The organism is Winogradskya humida (genome assembly GCF_016862215.1).
GTDB lineage: Bacteria > Actinomycetota > Actinomycetes > Mycobacteriales > Micromonosporaceae > Actinoplanes > Actinoplanes humidus.
Window position 1 is genome coordinate 21,267 of record NZ_BOMN01000100.1, and the last position, 13,786, is coordinate 35,052.

The following is a 13,786-nucleotide window of genomic DNA, read 5'->3' on the forward strand; positions in this document are numbered from 1 at the left end:
GGGATCCCATCGGGCCCGGATTTCCGCTGGCAGGTTCTTGCCACGTCACGCCACAGGGCGAAGTAGTAGTAGCAACCTCAGAGATCCCTAACCGCCCTCTGAGACCTGGCGTCTTGAGTCCTTGATTCGTTCGCAGTCATGTGGCAAGGATCTCGTCGGCGGTTGTGGCCCGGACGTCAGGCCGTGGCTGGTAGTTCCACCACGCCCGGCCGTGACTCTCCGACGCGGGACACTAACGGCCGCAAGACCGCAACGCTAGATGTTGCGCTGGGCGCTGGGAGGCGACAACTTTCTGCGGCTTCAGGTGTCAAATCTGGACAATCATGTCTGGCAAGGGAACAGGTGTGTCCTAGCCAGACGTCGATGGGCCCATGCTTGACACCTGAAGCCGCAGGATGTTGCGGTATCGCGGGTTTCGGCGCAACTTCGTGTCCCGTGGCCGCCTACTGCAAACGGCACAAAAACTCAGAACCCTAGGACAGCTGCCGGCGCAGCCACTCGTAGCTCGCCCGCGGGGTGCGTTTTCCGGTGGGATAGTCGACGTGGACCAGGCCGAATCGGGGGCCGTAGCCGCGGGCCCATTCGAAGTTGTCGATCAGGGACCAGTAGAAGTAGCCGCGGAGGTCGATCGGGGCGTCGGCGGCGGCGCGGGTGGCGGCGGCCAGGTGGGCGGTGATGAAGTCGATGCGGGCGGGGTCGGGGTCCAGGTCCTCGCGGAGCTGGGCGACACCGTTCTCGGTCACGTAGATCGGGGGCAGGCCCGGGTAGCGATCGGCGAGACCGGTGAGGGTGTCGTACAGGCCCTGGGGTTCGATGGGCCAGCCCAGGTCGGTGGTGGGGACGCCGTCGCGGGGCACCGAGCGCACGCCGATGTCGCTGGCGCTGCGCAGGCCCGGGTCCGGCTGGTCGTACGGCGCGTCGGTGGCGTGGATGCGGTAGTAGTAGTTGACGCCGAGGAAGTCCAGCGGGGCGGCGATGACGTCCAGGTCACCGTCGCGGCGGAACGACAGGTCGCTCACGCCGGAGAAGAGCTTCTCGAACCCGTCCGGGTACGCGCCACCGAGGACCGGGTCGGTGAACTGCCGGTTCACGAGCAGGTCCATGCGGGCCGCGGCGGCGCGGTCGATCGGGGTGTCGTTCGCGGGGACCGCCGGGGACAGGTTGAGGGTGATGCCTACGCGGGCTTCCGGGCGTACGGTGCGGATTGCCGTTGTTGCCTTGCCGTGCGCGATCAGCAGGTGGTGCGCTGCCGCGAGAGCCCCGTGGCCTTCGGTCGCGCCGGGTGCGTGGCGGCCCTCGGCATAACCCACGATCGAGGAACAGTACGGCTCGTTGAGCGTGATCCAGTCCTTCACCCGGTCCCCGAGGCGTTCGGCGACGACCGTGGCGTAGTCGGCGAAACGGTCCGCTGTCTCGCGTACGCGCCAGCCGCCGTTGTCTTCCAGTTCCTGAGGCAGATCCCAGTGATAAAGGGTGACAAAGGGACGGATGCCACGCTCGCACAGCGCGTCGACGATCCTGTCGTAATAGTCCAGCCCCGGCTTGTTGACCGCCCCGTTCGGCATGACCCGCGGCCACGCGACCGAAAAGCGATAAGCGCCGACACCCAGGCCGTCCAGAAGCTCCACATCATCGAGCCACCGGTGATAACTGTCGGCAGCAACCTCCCCGGAGGTCCCGTCAGCAATCGCCCCGGGCCGCCGGCAGAACGTATCCCAGATCGATTCGCCGCGGCCGTCCTCCGCCACTCCTCCCTCGATCTGATACGCCGCGGTCGCGGCCCCCCATACGAAAGGCGTCGTCATCCCTTGATTGCTCCTTGCATGATGCCGCCGACGATCTGCCTGCCGAGGACGATGAAGATCACGAGGATCGGGAGCGTCGAGAGCAGGGTGCCGGTCAGGGTGAGGGTGTAGTCGGTGGTGTAGCCGCTGGCCAGTGATGATAGGGCGACCTGGACCGTGGCGTTGTTCTGGAGGACGACCAGCGGCCAGAAGAAGTCGTTCCAGGCCTGCATGAAGGTGAACAGGGCGAGGACCGCGGCGGCGGGGCGGGCGATGGGCAGGACGACGTGCCAGTAGAGGCCGAAGGTGGTGCAGCCGTCGATGCGGCCGGCTTCGAGGAGTTCGTCGGGGACGGCGCGGCCGAGGAACTGGGTCATGAAGAAGACACCGAACGCGGTGACGAGGCCGGGGACGATGACGGCGGCGAGGTGGTCGGTCCAGCCGATCTTCGCCATGAGCAGGTAGAGCGGGATGATGCCGAGTTGCTGGGGCACCATCGAGGTGGCGATGGCCAGGACGAGCAGGATCTTGCGGCCGCGGAAGCGCAGTTTGGCGAAGGCGAAGCCGGCGAGGGTCGAGAAGAACACCACGGAGATGGTGATCGAGCCGCTGACGAGGAACGAGTTGAGCAGGGCGCGGCCGAAGTCGGTGGTGTCGAAGACCCGGGCGATGTTGTCGAACAGGTGGCCGCCGGGGATCAGGACGGGTGGGACCTGGGCGACGGCTTCGCTGGTCTGTGAGGACACGACGAACGACCAGTAGAGCGGGAAGACCGAGCCGGCGACGATGGCGAGCAGGGCGGCGTACGTCCAGATCGAGGCTTTACGGGGGTAGCCGAAGGTGCGGCGGCGGGCCGGGCGTGGTTGTTCCGTTTCGGTGGGGGCTGTCGGGGGTGTGGCGAGAATGGTCACGGCGGGCTCATTTCTCGTCGCTGGCGATGCGCCGGGTGAGCAGGAAGTTGACGATGGCGAAGACCGCGATGATCAGGCAGAGGGTCCAGGCGATCGCGGAGGCGTAACCGAACCGGAATTCGCGGAACCCCTGCTCGTACATGAAAAGGGCGATGGTCTGGAATTGCCGGTCCGAGCCGCCCGTGGGTGTGGACGTGCCGGCGAACAGCAGGGGTTCCGCCATGATCTGCAGGCCGCCGATGGTGGAGATGACGGTGGTGAAGATGATGGTGGGCCGCAGCATGGGTACGGTTATCCGCCGGAACTGCTGGAACGACGAGGCGCCGTCGAGCTCGGCTGCTTCGTACAGGTCGTGGGGAATGGCCTGCATCGAGGCGAGGTAGATGAGGGCGTTGTAGCCGGTCCAGCGCCACATGACGATGGTCGAGATGGCGAGATGCGAGCTCCAGGTGCTGGCCTGCCAGTCGACCGGGCCGATCCCGGTGAGCCCGAGCAGCCAGTTGATCATGCCGAAGTCGCGGCCGAACATCTGGGTGAAGACGATGGTCACCGCCACGATGGAGGTGATGTTCGGCAGCAGGACGCCCATGCGCAGGCCGGTTCGTGCTCGCAGGCGGTGGTTGAGCAGGTGGGCGATCCAGAGGGCGGCGAGCAGTTGCGGCACCGTGGACAGCACCCAGATGCTGAGGGTGTTGCCGAGGGCGTTCCAGAAGTACGAGTCGTGGAACAGTTCGCTGTAGTTGGCGAGGCCCACCCATTGGTGCTCCCCGGCGTCGAGCAGGTTCCAGTCGTTGAACGAGACGTATCCGGTGTAGACGAGCGGGAACAGCCCGAACGCGCCGAAGAGCAGGAAGAACGGGAGTACGTAGAGGTAGGGCGAGCCCTTGGTGTCGAGCCGGGCGCTCAGATGTGGCATGGCCATGGTCGGTCCTTCGTCGCCGCGATGGCCGGCGGTGCGGTGCGCGCTCGCGGTGCCCGCCGGCCGTGCGTGGTCGGCTATTTGGCGAGGCGTTCGACGTCGCTGACGGTCTGCTGCCAGGACTGGTCGGAGGTCTGCTTGCCCTGTTCGATGCGGACCAGGCCGTCGCGGATGGTGGTCTGGATGTCGCCGGTGCGCGGGCCCTGGTACTGCGGTTTCAGTTCTTTGGCGGCGGTGGTGAAGAGTTTGCCGACGGGTGCGTTGTTGAAGAACGGGTCCTTGTAGCCGGCGATCTCGGGCTTGTCGTAGAGCGCGGGGATCGAGGGCAGCAGACCCTGCGAGGTGAAGTTCTTGGCCTGCTGTTCCGGGGCGGTGAGCCACGCGGCCAGTTCCTTGGCCTCGGCGATGTGCTTGCCCTGCTGGGGAACGGTCAGGTACGAGCCGCCCCAGTTGCCACCGCCGCCGGGGACCGCGGCGACGTCCCATTTCCCGGCGAAGCTCTTGGCCTGGTCCTTGATTTTGGCCATCATCCAGGCGGGGCAGGCGATCGTGGCGAACTGGCCTTTGGCGAAGCCGTTGTTCCATTCCGGTGAGCTTTCGATCAGCTTCGCCGACAGGTTGCTCTGGATCGCTTGCACGACGAGGTTCCAGGCGTTACGGACCTCGGGGTTGGTGGCGACGACGACGGTGTTGTCGGTGCTGTAGAAGCCTTCCGGTGCCTGTCCGATGACGGCGTTGTACAGCGCTCCGCCGCCGTCGAAGAACGCGGTTCCCTTCGGTGCTTTCGCGGTGTACTGCTTGCCTAGCTCGAGGTATTTGTCCCAGCCGCCGGCCCAGGCGGCGGAGACGGCGTCGCGGTCGGCGGGCAGGCCGGCTTGCTGGAACAGGTCGCGGCGGTAGCAGATGGCGAGGCCGCCGACATCGGTGCCGTAGCCGATCTGTTTGCCGTCCTTGGTCAGCGAGGCCTGCCATTTCCAGGGCAGGTACTCGGATTGCCGGTCGGTGCCGAGATCGGTGAACTGCTGGCCGACCTCACGCATCTGGGCGATGAAGCCCATGTCGACGCCTTCGATGTCGCCGGCACCCGATCCGGTGGCGAGGTGGGTGGCGAGGTCGCGGTGGTGGTCGTTGTAGGCGGCGGTGTGTTCCTTGATCTTGATGTTGGGGTGGGCCGACTCGTACTGCTTGTAGAGCTCCTGGTAGCCGAAGTTGCCGAACAGGCTGACGTTGAGCGTGACGGTGCCGCCGTCACCGCTCTCATCGCCGCCTGATCCGCAGGCGGTCAGCAGCAGGGTGGCCGCTGTAGCCGTGGCGAGGGCGCGCAAGAAGCGCATGGGGGCTCTCCTTTCCATGGCAATGTAACCGGTTTCATGAAACCGGTTACATTGTGCTGAGCATGATTGTTTCGAGGTCGATCAAAAAGGATTGAGGTGCATCCCGTGACGCCAAGAGTTTGACCCCATCAATGCGCCACCTGTCAAGTGACGAACGAATAACGCGAGATCAACACATTGACCGGCGTGATATCTGCTTGATACGGTGATGAAACCGGTTACATGGGGGCCTCGAGTATGTCCAGCATCAAAGAACTGGCACGTCGGTGCGGTGTTTCCGTCGCCACGGTGTCCCGCGTCTTCAACACCCCGGAGATCGTCAGCCCCGGCACCCGCCGGCACGTCCTCGACATGGCCGCCGAGGTCGGCTACCTGCCGAACGAGTCCGCCCGCACCCTCGCCACCAAGAAGTCCAACATGGTGGGACTCGTGTGGGACACCGACCACCGCCGCCCCGGCTGGCGGCACCCGTTCCTGCAGGACATCCTCGTCGCGTTGAAGAGCGCGCTGAGCGCCCAGGGGCTGCACCTGCTCATGCTCGCCCCCGACCGGGGCGCCGGCCCCGACAGCCGGCAGCGTTTCCTGCGCGCGGTCCAGCGCCACAACGTCGACGGCGTGGTCATCATCGACAACGGCAGCCGCGACCCGGCCGTGCTGGCCCTGGTCGACGCCGAAGTGCCCTGCGTCGCCCTGGATCTGCGGTTCACCGGGCCGACGTGCACCAGCATCACGTCCGACAACGCCGGCGGTGGCCGGCTCGCCGCGCAGCACCTGATCGATCGCGGTCACCACCGTATCGCCACCATCACCGGCCCCCCGGAGACCTGGCCGGCCGCTGAACGACTCGCCGGTTTCCGGGCCGCCCTCACCGAGGCGGGCCAGCCCCTCGCCGACGCCGACATCGCGTCCGGCGACTGGTATCTCGACAGTGGCTACGCCGCCATGAAACGACTGCTTCCCCGCTCCCCGACCGCGGTGTTCGCCGCCGGTGACGAGATGGCGGTCGGCGCGATGCGGGCCATCCACGAAGCCGGGCTGCGCATACCCGGCGACATCGCGATCATCGGCTTCGACGACATCGAGGTGGCGGCACTGGTCCCGCCAGGACTCACCACTGTCGCTCAGGACAAGACCGGCATAGGTACGGCCGCAGCTGAGGCAATCGTCGCCATGCTGCTCGGGTCGCCGGCACCCGCCGAACCCACCACACTGCCCACCGCGCTCATCACCCGCGGTTCGACCTGAACGGATTTCTCAGCTCGGGTGATCCGCGCCGTCGCTCCGGTCGCTCAGCCAGCCCTGCTTCGCCGCCAGCAGGGCGATCTGGAAGCGGGTACGCGCGCCGAGCACCGCACCCGCGTCGCTGATGTGCTGCTGGAGGGTTCGGCGGCTCACGTTGAGGATCCGGGCGATCGTCTCGTCCTTCATGCCGACCGCCATCATGCGCAGGATCTCCCGGGTTCGCAGGTCCCGTCCCGAGGCCGGGAGCCCGCGGTCCGCGTCCGGCAGGTCGTGCCGTCTCGTCAGAGACACCGGTTCGGCGCGCTCCCACACGCTCTCGAACAGGGCCACGAGTGCCATCACCAGAGCGGGCGAGTGCACCACCAGCGAACCCGACGACGGGCGGTCCGCCCAGATCGGCAGCAGCGCGGCCGCCCGGTCGAAGATCACCAGTTTCACCGGGATCTGCGAGGTCATCCGCAGTTTCCCGCCCTCGCCCGTCCCGCGCAGAGCCGTCATGAGGGACACCGAGTCGGTGAAACCGTCCGTCTCGTACACCGATCGCATCTGCACGCCGGGCGTCACCCCCACCGCCCCGGTGGACGCCGACGCACCTGTCACATATGGCGGTTTCGCCAGATGCAGCACTTCGGACGAGCTTCCCATCAGCAGCTGGCGATAGCGGGCGGGCACCTCGTCCTCGCTCCTCAGCACCTCCACCACGTCCGTGGCGCGGGGCCCGGACACCGCTTCGTGTGTCTCGGAGAGCCGCTCCACGAGATCCTCGACGCGGGCCAGCTCTGCGCGCCGCCGGGCCAGCAGGGCGCCGAGCGACGGTCTCGGCGGCGCGGCCGTCCATCGTGGTGCCGCACCGCCGGTCTGTGTCGCCAGTGCCGCGTCCGCGAGGTGCCGCAGCGCCCGCTCCGCCTCGGACGGTGACACCCCGACAGCTGACGCCGCCTCGTCGCGGTCCGCCGATCGCACCGCCACCAGGTATTCCAGGACGCGGCCGGCCAGCGGATCAAGACCGGTTGCCGACCACGGTACGTCCGTCACATCCATACGTTTCTGAGCCCCTGAGATCCGAGCATGCCCGGGTGCGCTCTCGCTGCGATGAATCGGAGATTACGAATCTGTAAGGCCGTCCGGCATGGACCCGGCGGCGCACCTGCTCATGTGCGCAAATGCGCAAGGTCCTTCTTGTGGCGCAATCCGGCACCGGGGTGAGGTAGGCGAACCGAGCTGTTCCCCACCTTGCAGGAGCACGAATTGCGTAGAGCCAAGGCACTACCCACGATCGCCGTGCTGGCGGCGGCTGCCATCCTGGGAACCACCGCGCACGCCGCGAACGCGGCGCCCCCGGCGCCGGCCGACCCGGCACCGGTCACTGCCGCGCCCGCGACGGACACCCCTGCCCTGGTGGACGATGTGGCCGACCCGGTCGACGCCACGGTCGCACCGGACAAGGCCGCGAAGGCTCACCTCGCGAGCCATAAGGACCGCTACAGGATCGGCGATCCGGCCGGCACGCTCACCACCGCGAGCGTCGAGACGCAGGGCGAACGGGAGACGGTCCGGCTGGACCAGAGGTACAAGGGCCTGCCGGTGTTCGGCGCCCAGTACGTCGTGCGTACGGAGAAGACGGCCGGCAAGCGTACGGTGACCGGCACCTCGGGCACCTACTTCACGAAGCTGGACGTCGACACGACCGTCACCCCGATCCCCGCAGCGCTGGCGGTGTCCCGGGCGGTCGAGGAGGTGCGCAAGAGCCTGCACCCCGGCTCGGCCGTCGTGGCCTCGATCCCGCGGCCCGGCACCACGGCCGCCCCGGACCTCACCGGCACCGACCAGGGCCTCCTGGTCATGCCGACCGGCACCGGCCTGCTCGCGCGGCGCGTGCTCGTCAAGGGCGCGGACGTCGTCACGGGTCAGCCCGTGCTCCGCGACGTGTACGTGGGCGCGGCGAACGGGGTGCCGCTGCTCAGCGTCAGCCGGATCAAGTCCTTCGTCTCCGGCCAGCAGGCCGCCGCCCTGGCCGCCGACGGCGTCGCCACGGCACCGGCCGGCACGCAGTCGAAAGCCGCGGGCACCGGGACGGCGCCGGTCGTCGGCCGGGCCACCACCCTGCACGGCGCCACCGTGGCGCTCCCGCTCGTCCGGTCCGACGCCGGCTCGTACCTGCTGCAGGACCGGACCCACCAGCAGCCGGACGGCACGACGGTGCCGATCACCACCTGGGACGCCCGCGGCCGCGACTACTACGACCTGATGGGCGACGCGTGGCCGGAGGGCCTGGCGCCGTTCACGTCGGCATCGACCACGCTCGGTGCCGACCTGACCGCCGCCGGCGCGGTGGACGCCGCCTGGGACGCCACGAAGGTCTACGAGTGGTACAAGGCGAAGCTCGGGCGTACCAGCCTCGACGACGCCGGCATGCCAATCGACTCGGTCGTGGGCATCACGTACGGCGGCAACCCGTGGGTGAACGCGTACTGGGACGGCACCCGCATGGTGTACGGCAGCGGCGACGACGAGTACCTGCCGCTGGCCGCCGACCCGGACGTCGTGGGCCACGAGATGACGCACGGCGTGGTCGAGCACACCGCAAGCCTCGTCTACGCGGGACAATCGGGCGCGCTCAACGAGGCGATCGCCGACTACTTCGGTAACGCCATCGACGTCGACGCGTCGGGCACGCCGATGTCCGACCCGCAGGCGAGCCTGATCGGCGGCGACCTCTGCCGCACGCTGACCCCCGCCACGTGCGCCCTGCGCGACCTCGACGACGGTGCCACCACAGCGGACTTCCAGCACCTCATCGACACACCGTCGATGGACGACGGCGGTGTGCACCTCAACTCGACGATCGTGTCCGGTGCCCTCTGGGACCTGCGTCAGAAGCTCGGGAAGACCACCGCCGACAAGATCGTCTACCGCGCCCTCACCGACTACCTGACGCCCATGTCCGACTTCGTCGACGCGCGTGACGCGGTGCTCGCCTCCGCCACGTCGTTCCGCCTGGGCAAGGCCGACCTCAAGGTGGTGCGGACGGCGTTCGACTCGCGCGGGATCACCGCGAAGTGGAAGGCGACCCTCTACGGCAAGGGCACCGAGGTCCTGATCGACCGGCTCAACACCGGCATGTACGCCGACATGACGGCGAGCACGGCGGGCGGCTGGTTCGCCGTACCGCGATCCGACGCGAACCGCACCGAGCCGACCTCGATCTGGGCGGGCCGCACCAACGGCAAGGGCACGCCGTACCGGATCTCCCCCGACGACGGGAGCATCAACAGCTTCCCGCACACCGACGGCAAGCGGGTCGTGTGGTTGTCGGTCGCCGTGGACCCCGCGTCGCCGACGTACGAGACCAACCGCATCCTGTCGGCGCCGATCGGCGGCGGCCGGGTCAAGGAGCTCTACAGCTCCCCGTACCGCATCAACGGCCTCGGCTTCGACGGCGACCTCGTCGCGTGGAGCCAGTACGACCCGGCGCAGAGCTACCTCGACGTCGTGCGCTACCTGCGCGGCAGCTCGCCGGCCGTGCACACCCTCGCCCATCCCGACTGGTTCGGCCCCGCGACGGCCCCGAGCGTCAAGGACGGGAAGATCTCCTACGTACGCTACGAGATCTTCCAGCAGCCCGACGCCAACGGCATCTACTGGTCACTGGGCGCCGAGGTCCACGACGTCACGACCGGGAAGACCACGTACGCCGGCGGCGACTTCGGCGCCGAGCGGGTGAGCTACCCCGACCTGTCCGCCACGGCGGTCGCCTGGATGACCGACCGCGACTACGGCACGATCGTCGACGGGCAGTGGAGCCAGGGGGCGTACCACGACTCCATCCGGCTCTTCGACTTCGCCACCCGCACCCCGCACCTGCTGTTCGAGGAGAACTCCCCGCAGGCGATCCGCGCCGACACCGTCGCGCTGTCCGGCACGGTCCTCACCGTCACCGAGGAGGCGCCGGTCGAGGCGTGGATGGCGACCGGTGGTTACCCGGACAACTCGCTCAACCCGAAACTCAAGCAGTACACGTTCCAGGGCAAGTACATCGGCCCGGCGTCGTGCAGCCCGGGCGCGCAGATGTTCGCGTCAGCAGGGGTAGGACGCGAGGTGGTCTTCATGGACTCGTCGGCGTCCGGCTTCGGCCTGGCGTACGCGACGGGAGCCAAAACCTGTAGGTGAAACCGTGGCGCGCTGGGATCTCTCCCCCCGAGGATCCCAGCGCGCTGGTTTAAGCTGGGCGCATGTGCCGGAACATCCGTCAGCTGCACAACTTCGAGCCGCCCGCGACGCCGGACGAGGTGCATGCCGCCGCGTTGCAGTACGTCCGGAAGGTGGCCGGGGCAGCCAAGCCTTCGCAACGCAACCAGGCGGCCTACGATCGCGCGGTCGAGGCCGTCGCGGCTGCCACCGCCGCGCTGCTCGACGAGCTGGTCACGACCGCGCCGCCGAAGGATCGGGAGATCGAGGCGGCCAAGGCCCGGGAACGGTCCCGCGAGCGTTACGCGTCCTGACCGCGGCTCGTGGTCGCCGAGGTCGAGGACGACTTCCGCAGCCTCGGCCAGGACGGCGCCCCGCATCCCGAGCCCGGCCCGATCCCGTCGTTCATGGCCGGGTGACCGCCAGGGTCGCGTTGCGCAGGGTGAGGTACCAGGGCGAGCCGGTGAAGCCGGGGCCGGTCTCCTCGCCGATGTAGGCGTCGATGTGGTGGCTGCCGCCCAGGCCCGGGGTGAATTCGTCGGTTACCTGCCAGGCGGCGTTCTTCAGGGCGGTGCAGACGCGTGCTGCGGGGCGGGAGCCGTCGTCCGCGGTGCCGCAGGCGGTGATGCGGAAACGGGTGCCGCGGGCGAGGACGCCGGGGTCGGCCGCCGCGGACACGAACGGGTGAAGTGCGTGGCCGTTAGTGTCGCGCGGGGCGGTGTCCAGCCAGTAGCCGATGTCATAGGACCAGTTCAAATACCTGCCTGATGTCGTACGCCCGGTGCCTTCCTCCTCCACGGCGTCGACGAAGTCCTCCGGATACACACCCAGGTTGTCGTCGCCGTGGGCGCAGTCGATCTTCCGGCAGCCGGTGACCTGCTCCGGTGAGCCGTGGTGGAGCTTCTCGACCGCCGTGTAATAGACCGTGATCTCCCAGCCCGCGCTCGTTCTCACCGCCGGTGGCCTGCTCGGGCGGGTCGTCTTCGGCGCGGCGGCGGACGGAGTTTCCGACGCGGCGGACGGGGTTCTTGACGCGGCGGACGGGGTTCTTGACGCGGCGGCGGACAGAAAGGGCGATGGCGGCGTGGGCGAGAGGGACGCGGCAGCCGGAGCGGCGGGCGGCGGTGTGTCGGTGGTGCAGCCGGCCAGCAGCAGGAGGAGGCACGCTGTCGCTGCGGGCGCTCGCATCCGGTCAGCCTGGCAGGGCGTGGCGGGGTCGCGCAGGAACATAAGTGCGGGCTTATGCTATACAGGAGCGCAACGTACGCGCGAGAGCAGGCCGGGAGACTCCGAGTGGTCGATGTCAAGCAGCAGATCAGCGCCGTCAGCCGTACCGTCGGCGATCGTGTCCTGGAGGCCGGGCAGGCCCGGGTCGCGACCGTCAGTCAGGTGTATGACACCGGGCTCGAGGACCTGTGGGATGCCGTGACCAGCGCCGAGCGCATCCCGCGGTGGTTCCTGCCGATCGAGGGTGACCTCGTGGAAGGCGGCACGTTCCAGTTCCAGGGCAACGCCGGGGGCACCATCACCCGGTGCGACCGGCCGCACGGATACTCGGCCACCTGGGAGTTCGGGGGCCAGGTCAGCTGGGTGGAGATCCGGCTGACCGCCGAGGGCACCGACCGTACGCGCTTCGAGCTGGAACACGTCGCCCACGTCTCCGACGAGCTGTGGGACCAGTACGGGCCCGCAGCCACCGGGATGGGCTGGGAATCGGGCTTCCTCGGCATGGCGAACTACCTCAGCGACCCGTCGGCGTCCATGGATCCGGAGGCCGCCGCCGCATGGGTCGCAACAGCGGAGGGCAAGGAATTCATGCGGCTCTCCGCGGACGCCTGGGCCGAGGCCGCGATCGCGAACGGCGACGACCCGGCGCTCGCCCGGGCGAGCGCCGAGCGCACCTACCAGGCCTACACCGGCGGCTGAGAAACCAGACCTACACCGGCGGCTGAGAAACCAGACCTCCGTCGGCGGCTTGGAAACAGCGCTCAGATCGCCGGGCGCGAACGGTCCCGGTCCGCGAGGACGGCCATCAGGTCCTCGCGGGCGCGGGCCACCCGGGACCGGATCGTCCCGATCGGACAGTCGCAGACCTCGGCGGCCTCGGCGTACGAGAGCCCGAGCAGCTGGGTCGCGACGAAGGCCTCCCGCCGCTCGCCCGGCAGCCCGCCGAGCAGGTCCCGCAGTGCGACGTCGTCCTCGAAGCGCGACCGGTGAGCCGCGGTGGCGGCGTCCGCCGCGGCCTGCCAGTCCTCGACGACCGCGATGCGCGGGCGGCTGACCGCCGCGCGCACCTGATCGGCCGCGACCCGCCGGGCGATCGTGAACAGCCACGTCCGCGCGGTCGACCGGCCCGCGAACGACGGCAGGCTGCGCAGGGCACGCAGGTACGTCTCCTGGACCAGGTCCTCGATCTCGCCGGGGGCGGCCAGGTGATGCAGGAACCGCCACACCTGGCGCTGGGTGGCCCGGATGAACGCCGCCGCCGCGTCCGCGTCACCACGACCGGCGGCGAGCGCCCACCCGGTCACCTCGTCGTCGGTCACCCCGCCGCCGATCGCTCCGCCGCCGGTCACTCCGCCTTAGTCGCGGAGACCGAAGGCTTGTCGTCCTGAGCCGGGGACTTGCCGCCCTGGACCGGGGCAGGCGCGGAGACCAGGGACGGCGCGTGGGAGCCGGAGCGACGGTACGCGAGCAGCCCGAGCACCAGCGCCACCAGACCGAGAACGATGCCGGCGATCCCCGTCCAGGACCCGTCGCCGTCGTCCGAAGAAGTCTCGGCGGTGACCGTGGGAGTCGTCGCGGCGGTGTCCGTGGCGGCGGCCGGGGTGAGCTTGAGGACCGGGGCGGGCTTCTCGGGTTCGGTGCCGTCCGTGGTGGGCTCGTCGATCCAGCGCACGATCGTACCGTCGGAGTAGGTCTGCAGGGCCTTGAAGACCATCTGGCCGGCCTCGGGCAGCGGGCCGAGCGAGACGTCGAACTCCTGGAACTGTCCCGGCTTGATCGCCGCGTCGCCGGTCGCCGTCCAGGTGAGTTTCCGGACGGCCTCGGTGATCTGCGTGCCGTGGGCCTCGATCGGCTTGGCCAGCACGGCCTTCTCGGCGGCGAGGGTCCAGCCGGGGATCGGTTTGAGCGACACCGACGCGATCGGGGTCTCCTCGGGCAGCGTGACCTCGAGCTTGGTGGTGTTCGTGCTGTCCGTCTCGTTCGGCACCCGGAAGGTGACCTTCGCGTAGCCACCTTGCGTGGCGGTGCCCGGGTTGACGGTCACATGCGCGGATGCGGGCACGGCAAGAGCGAGGGTGAACGCGGCGACCAGACCGCCGACCACACCCGAACGCTTCAGCAGGGACATCTCAGGCCTTCCGACTCGGGTCGGCCCGGCGGCAGCGCCGGACCCGGTCATTG

At 68.9% G+C, this 13,786-nt stretch carries 12 protein-coding genes; 4 read left to right on the forward strand and 8 right to left on the reverse strand.

Translation table 11 applies throughout. From position 1 onward, the window contains the following. Positions 1-473 precede the first annotated feature (473 nt). The 4 genes from Ahu01nite_RS34605 to Ahu01nite_RS34620 form a co-directional block, all read right to left on the reverse strand. Positions 474-1,805, reverse strand: coding sequence for a GH1 family beta-glucosidase (locus Ahu01nite_RS34605; protein ID WP_203840932.1), 1,332 nt, complete (start codon positions 1,803-1,805; stop codon positions 474-476). Then, positions 1,802-2,695 carry a carbohydrate ABC transporter permease gene (locus Ahu01nite_RS34610; protein ID WP_203840933.1) on the reverse strand — a complete coding sequence of 298 codons (894 nt, stop codon included), beginning with the start codon at positions 2,693-2,695 and terminating at the stop codon, positions 1,802-1,804. Before Ahu01nite_RS34610 ends, Ahu01nite_RS34605 begins: the two co-directional genes overlap by 4 nt. Before the next feature lie 7 nt (positions 2,696-2,702). Then, complete coding sequence (locus tag Ahu01nite_RS34615) at positions 2,703-3,617, reverse strand: carbohydrate ABC transporter permease (protein ID WP_438874851.1); 915 nt, start codon at positions 3,615-3,617, stop codon at positions 2,703-2,705. 74 nt (positions 3,618-3,691) lie between these two features. Further along, positions 3,692-4,948, reverse strand: coding sequence for an ABC transporter substrate-binding protein (locus tag Ahu01nite_RS34620; RefSeq protein ID WP_203840934.1), 1,257 nt, complete (start codon positions 4,946-4,948; stop codon positions 3,692-3,694). Between the two features lie 237 nt (positions 4,949-5,185). Between Ahu01nite_RS34620 and Ahu01nite_RS34625 the strand changes: the two genes are divergently transcribed. Then, the gene (locus Ahu01nite_RS34625) at positions 5,186-6,193 is read left to right on the forward strand and encodes a LacI family DNA-binding transcriptional regulator (protein ID WP_203840935.1); all 1,008 of its coding nucleotides are present in this window, start codon (positions 5,186-5,188) and stop codon (positions 6,191-6,193) included. A gap of 9 nt (positions 6,194-6,202) precedes the next feature. On the opposite strand, the gene Ahu01nite_RS34630 is transcribed toward Ahu01nite_RS34625, so the two are convergent. Further along, a complete protein-coding gene (locus Ahu01nite_RS34630; RefSeq protein ID WP_203840936.1) occupies positions 6,203-7,231 on the reverse strand; it encodes a helix-turn-helix domain-containing protein in 1,029 nt (342 codons plus the stop codon). A 207-nt stretch (positions 7,232-7,438) separates the two neighbouring features. Between Ahu01nite_RS34630 and Ahu01nite_RS34635 the strand changes: the two genes are divergently transcribed. Both Ahu01nite_RS34635 and Ahu01nite_RS34640 read left to right on the forward strand, forming a co-directional pair. Further along, positions 7,439-10,360: a M4 family metallopeptidase gene (locus tag Ahu01nite_RS34635; RefSeq protein ID WP_203840937.1), complete on the forward strand. Its 2,922-nt coding sequence runs from the start codon at positions 7,439-7,441 to the stop codon at positions 10,358-10,360. A gap of 62 nt (positions 10,361-10,422) precedes the next feature. After that, complete coding sequence (locus Ahu01nite_RS34640; protein ID WP_203840938.1) at positions 10,423-10,692, forward strand: DUF2277 domain-containing protein; 270 nt, start codon at positions 10,423-10,425, stop codon at positions 10,690-10,692. 91 nt (positions 10,693-10,783) lie between these two features. On the opposite strand, the gene Ahu01nite_RS34645 is transcribed toward Ahu01nite_RS34640, so the two are convergent. After that, positions 10,784-11,332, reverse strand: coding sequence for an RlpA-like double-psi beta-barrel domain-containing protein (locus tag Ahu01nite_RS34645; RefSeq protein ID WP_203840939.1), 549 nt, complete (start codon positions 11,330-11,332; stop codon positions 10,784-10,786). A gap of 339 nt (positions 11,333-11,671) precedes the next feature. Between Ahu01nite_RS34645 and Ahu01nite_RS34650 the strand changes: the two genes are divergently transcribed. Next, complete coding sequence (locus tag Ahu01nite_RS34650; protein WP_203840940.1) at positions 11,672-12,304, forward strand: SRPBCC family protein; 633 nt, start codon at positions 11,672-11,674, stop codon at positions 12,302-12,304. Positions 12,305-12,366: 62 nt separating this feature from the next. Here the strand turns inward: Ahu01nite_RS34650 and Ahu01nite_RS34655 are convergent, their stop codons facing one another. Both Ahu01nite_RS34655 and Ahu01nite_RS34660 read right to left on the reverse strand, forming a co-directional pair. Next, positions 12,367-12,924, reverse strand: coding sequence for a sigma-70 family RNA polymerase sigma factor (locus tag Ahu01nite_RS34655; protein ID WP_203841009.1), 558 nt, complete (start codon positions 12,922-12,924; stop codon positions 12,367-12,369). A gap of 26 nt (positions 12,925-12,950) precedes the next feature. After that, positions 12,951-13,733, reverse strand: a complete 783-nt coding sequence (locus tag Ahu01nite_RS34660; RefSeq protein WP_203840941.1) for a YcnI family copper-binding membrane protein — start codon at positions 13,731-13,733, stop codon at positions 12,951-12,953. Positions 13,734-13,786: the final 53 nt, after the last annotated feature.

Coding starts and splice junctions, on each gene's coding strand:
- Ahu01nite_RS34605 (WP_203840932.1), bottom strand. CDS start 1,805: ATGACGACGCCTTTCGTATGGGGGGCCGCGACCGCGGCGTATCAGATC.
- Ahu01nite_RS34615 (WP_438874851.1), bottom strand. CDS start 3,617: ATGGCCATGCCACATCTGAGCGCCCGGCTCGACACCAAGGGCTCGCCC.
- Ahu01nite_RS34620 (WP_203840934.1), bottom strand. CDS start 4,948: ATGCGCTTCTTGCGCGCCCTCGCCACGGCTACAGCGGCCACCCTGCTG.
- Ahu01nite_RS34625 (WP_203840935.1), top strand. CDS start 5,186: ATGTCCAGCATCAAAGAACTGGCACGTCGGTGCGGTGTTTCCGTCGCC.
- Ahu01nite_RS34630 (WP_203840936.1), bottom strand. CDS start 7,231: ATGGATGTGACGGACGTACCGTGGTCGGCAACCGGTCTTGATCCGCTG.
- Ahu01nite_RS34640 (WP_203840938.1), top strand. CDS start 10,423: ATGTGCCGGAACATCCGTCAGCTGCACAACTTCGAGCCGCCCGCGACG.
- Ahu01nite_RS34660 (WP_203840941.1), bottom strand. CDS start 13,733: ATGTCCCTGCTGAAGCGTTCGGGTGTGGTCGGCGGTCTGGTCGCCGCG.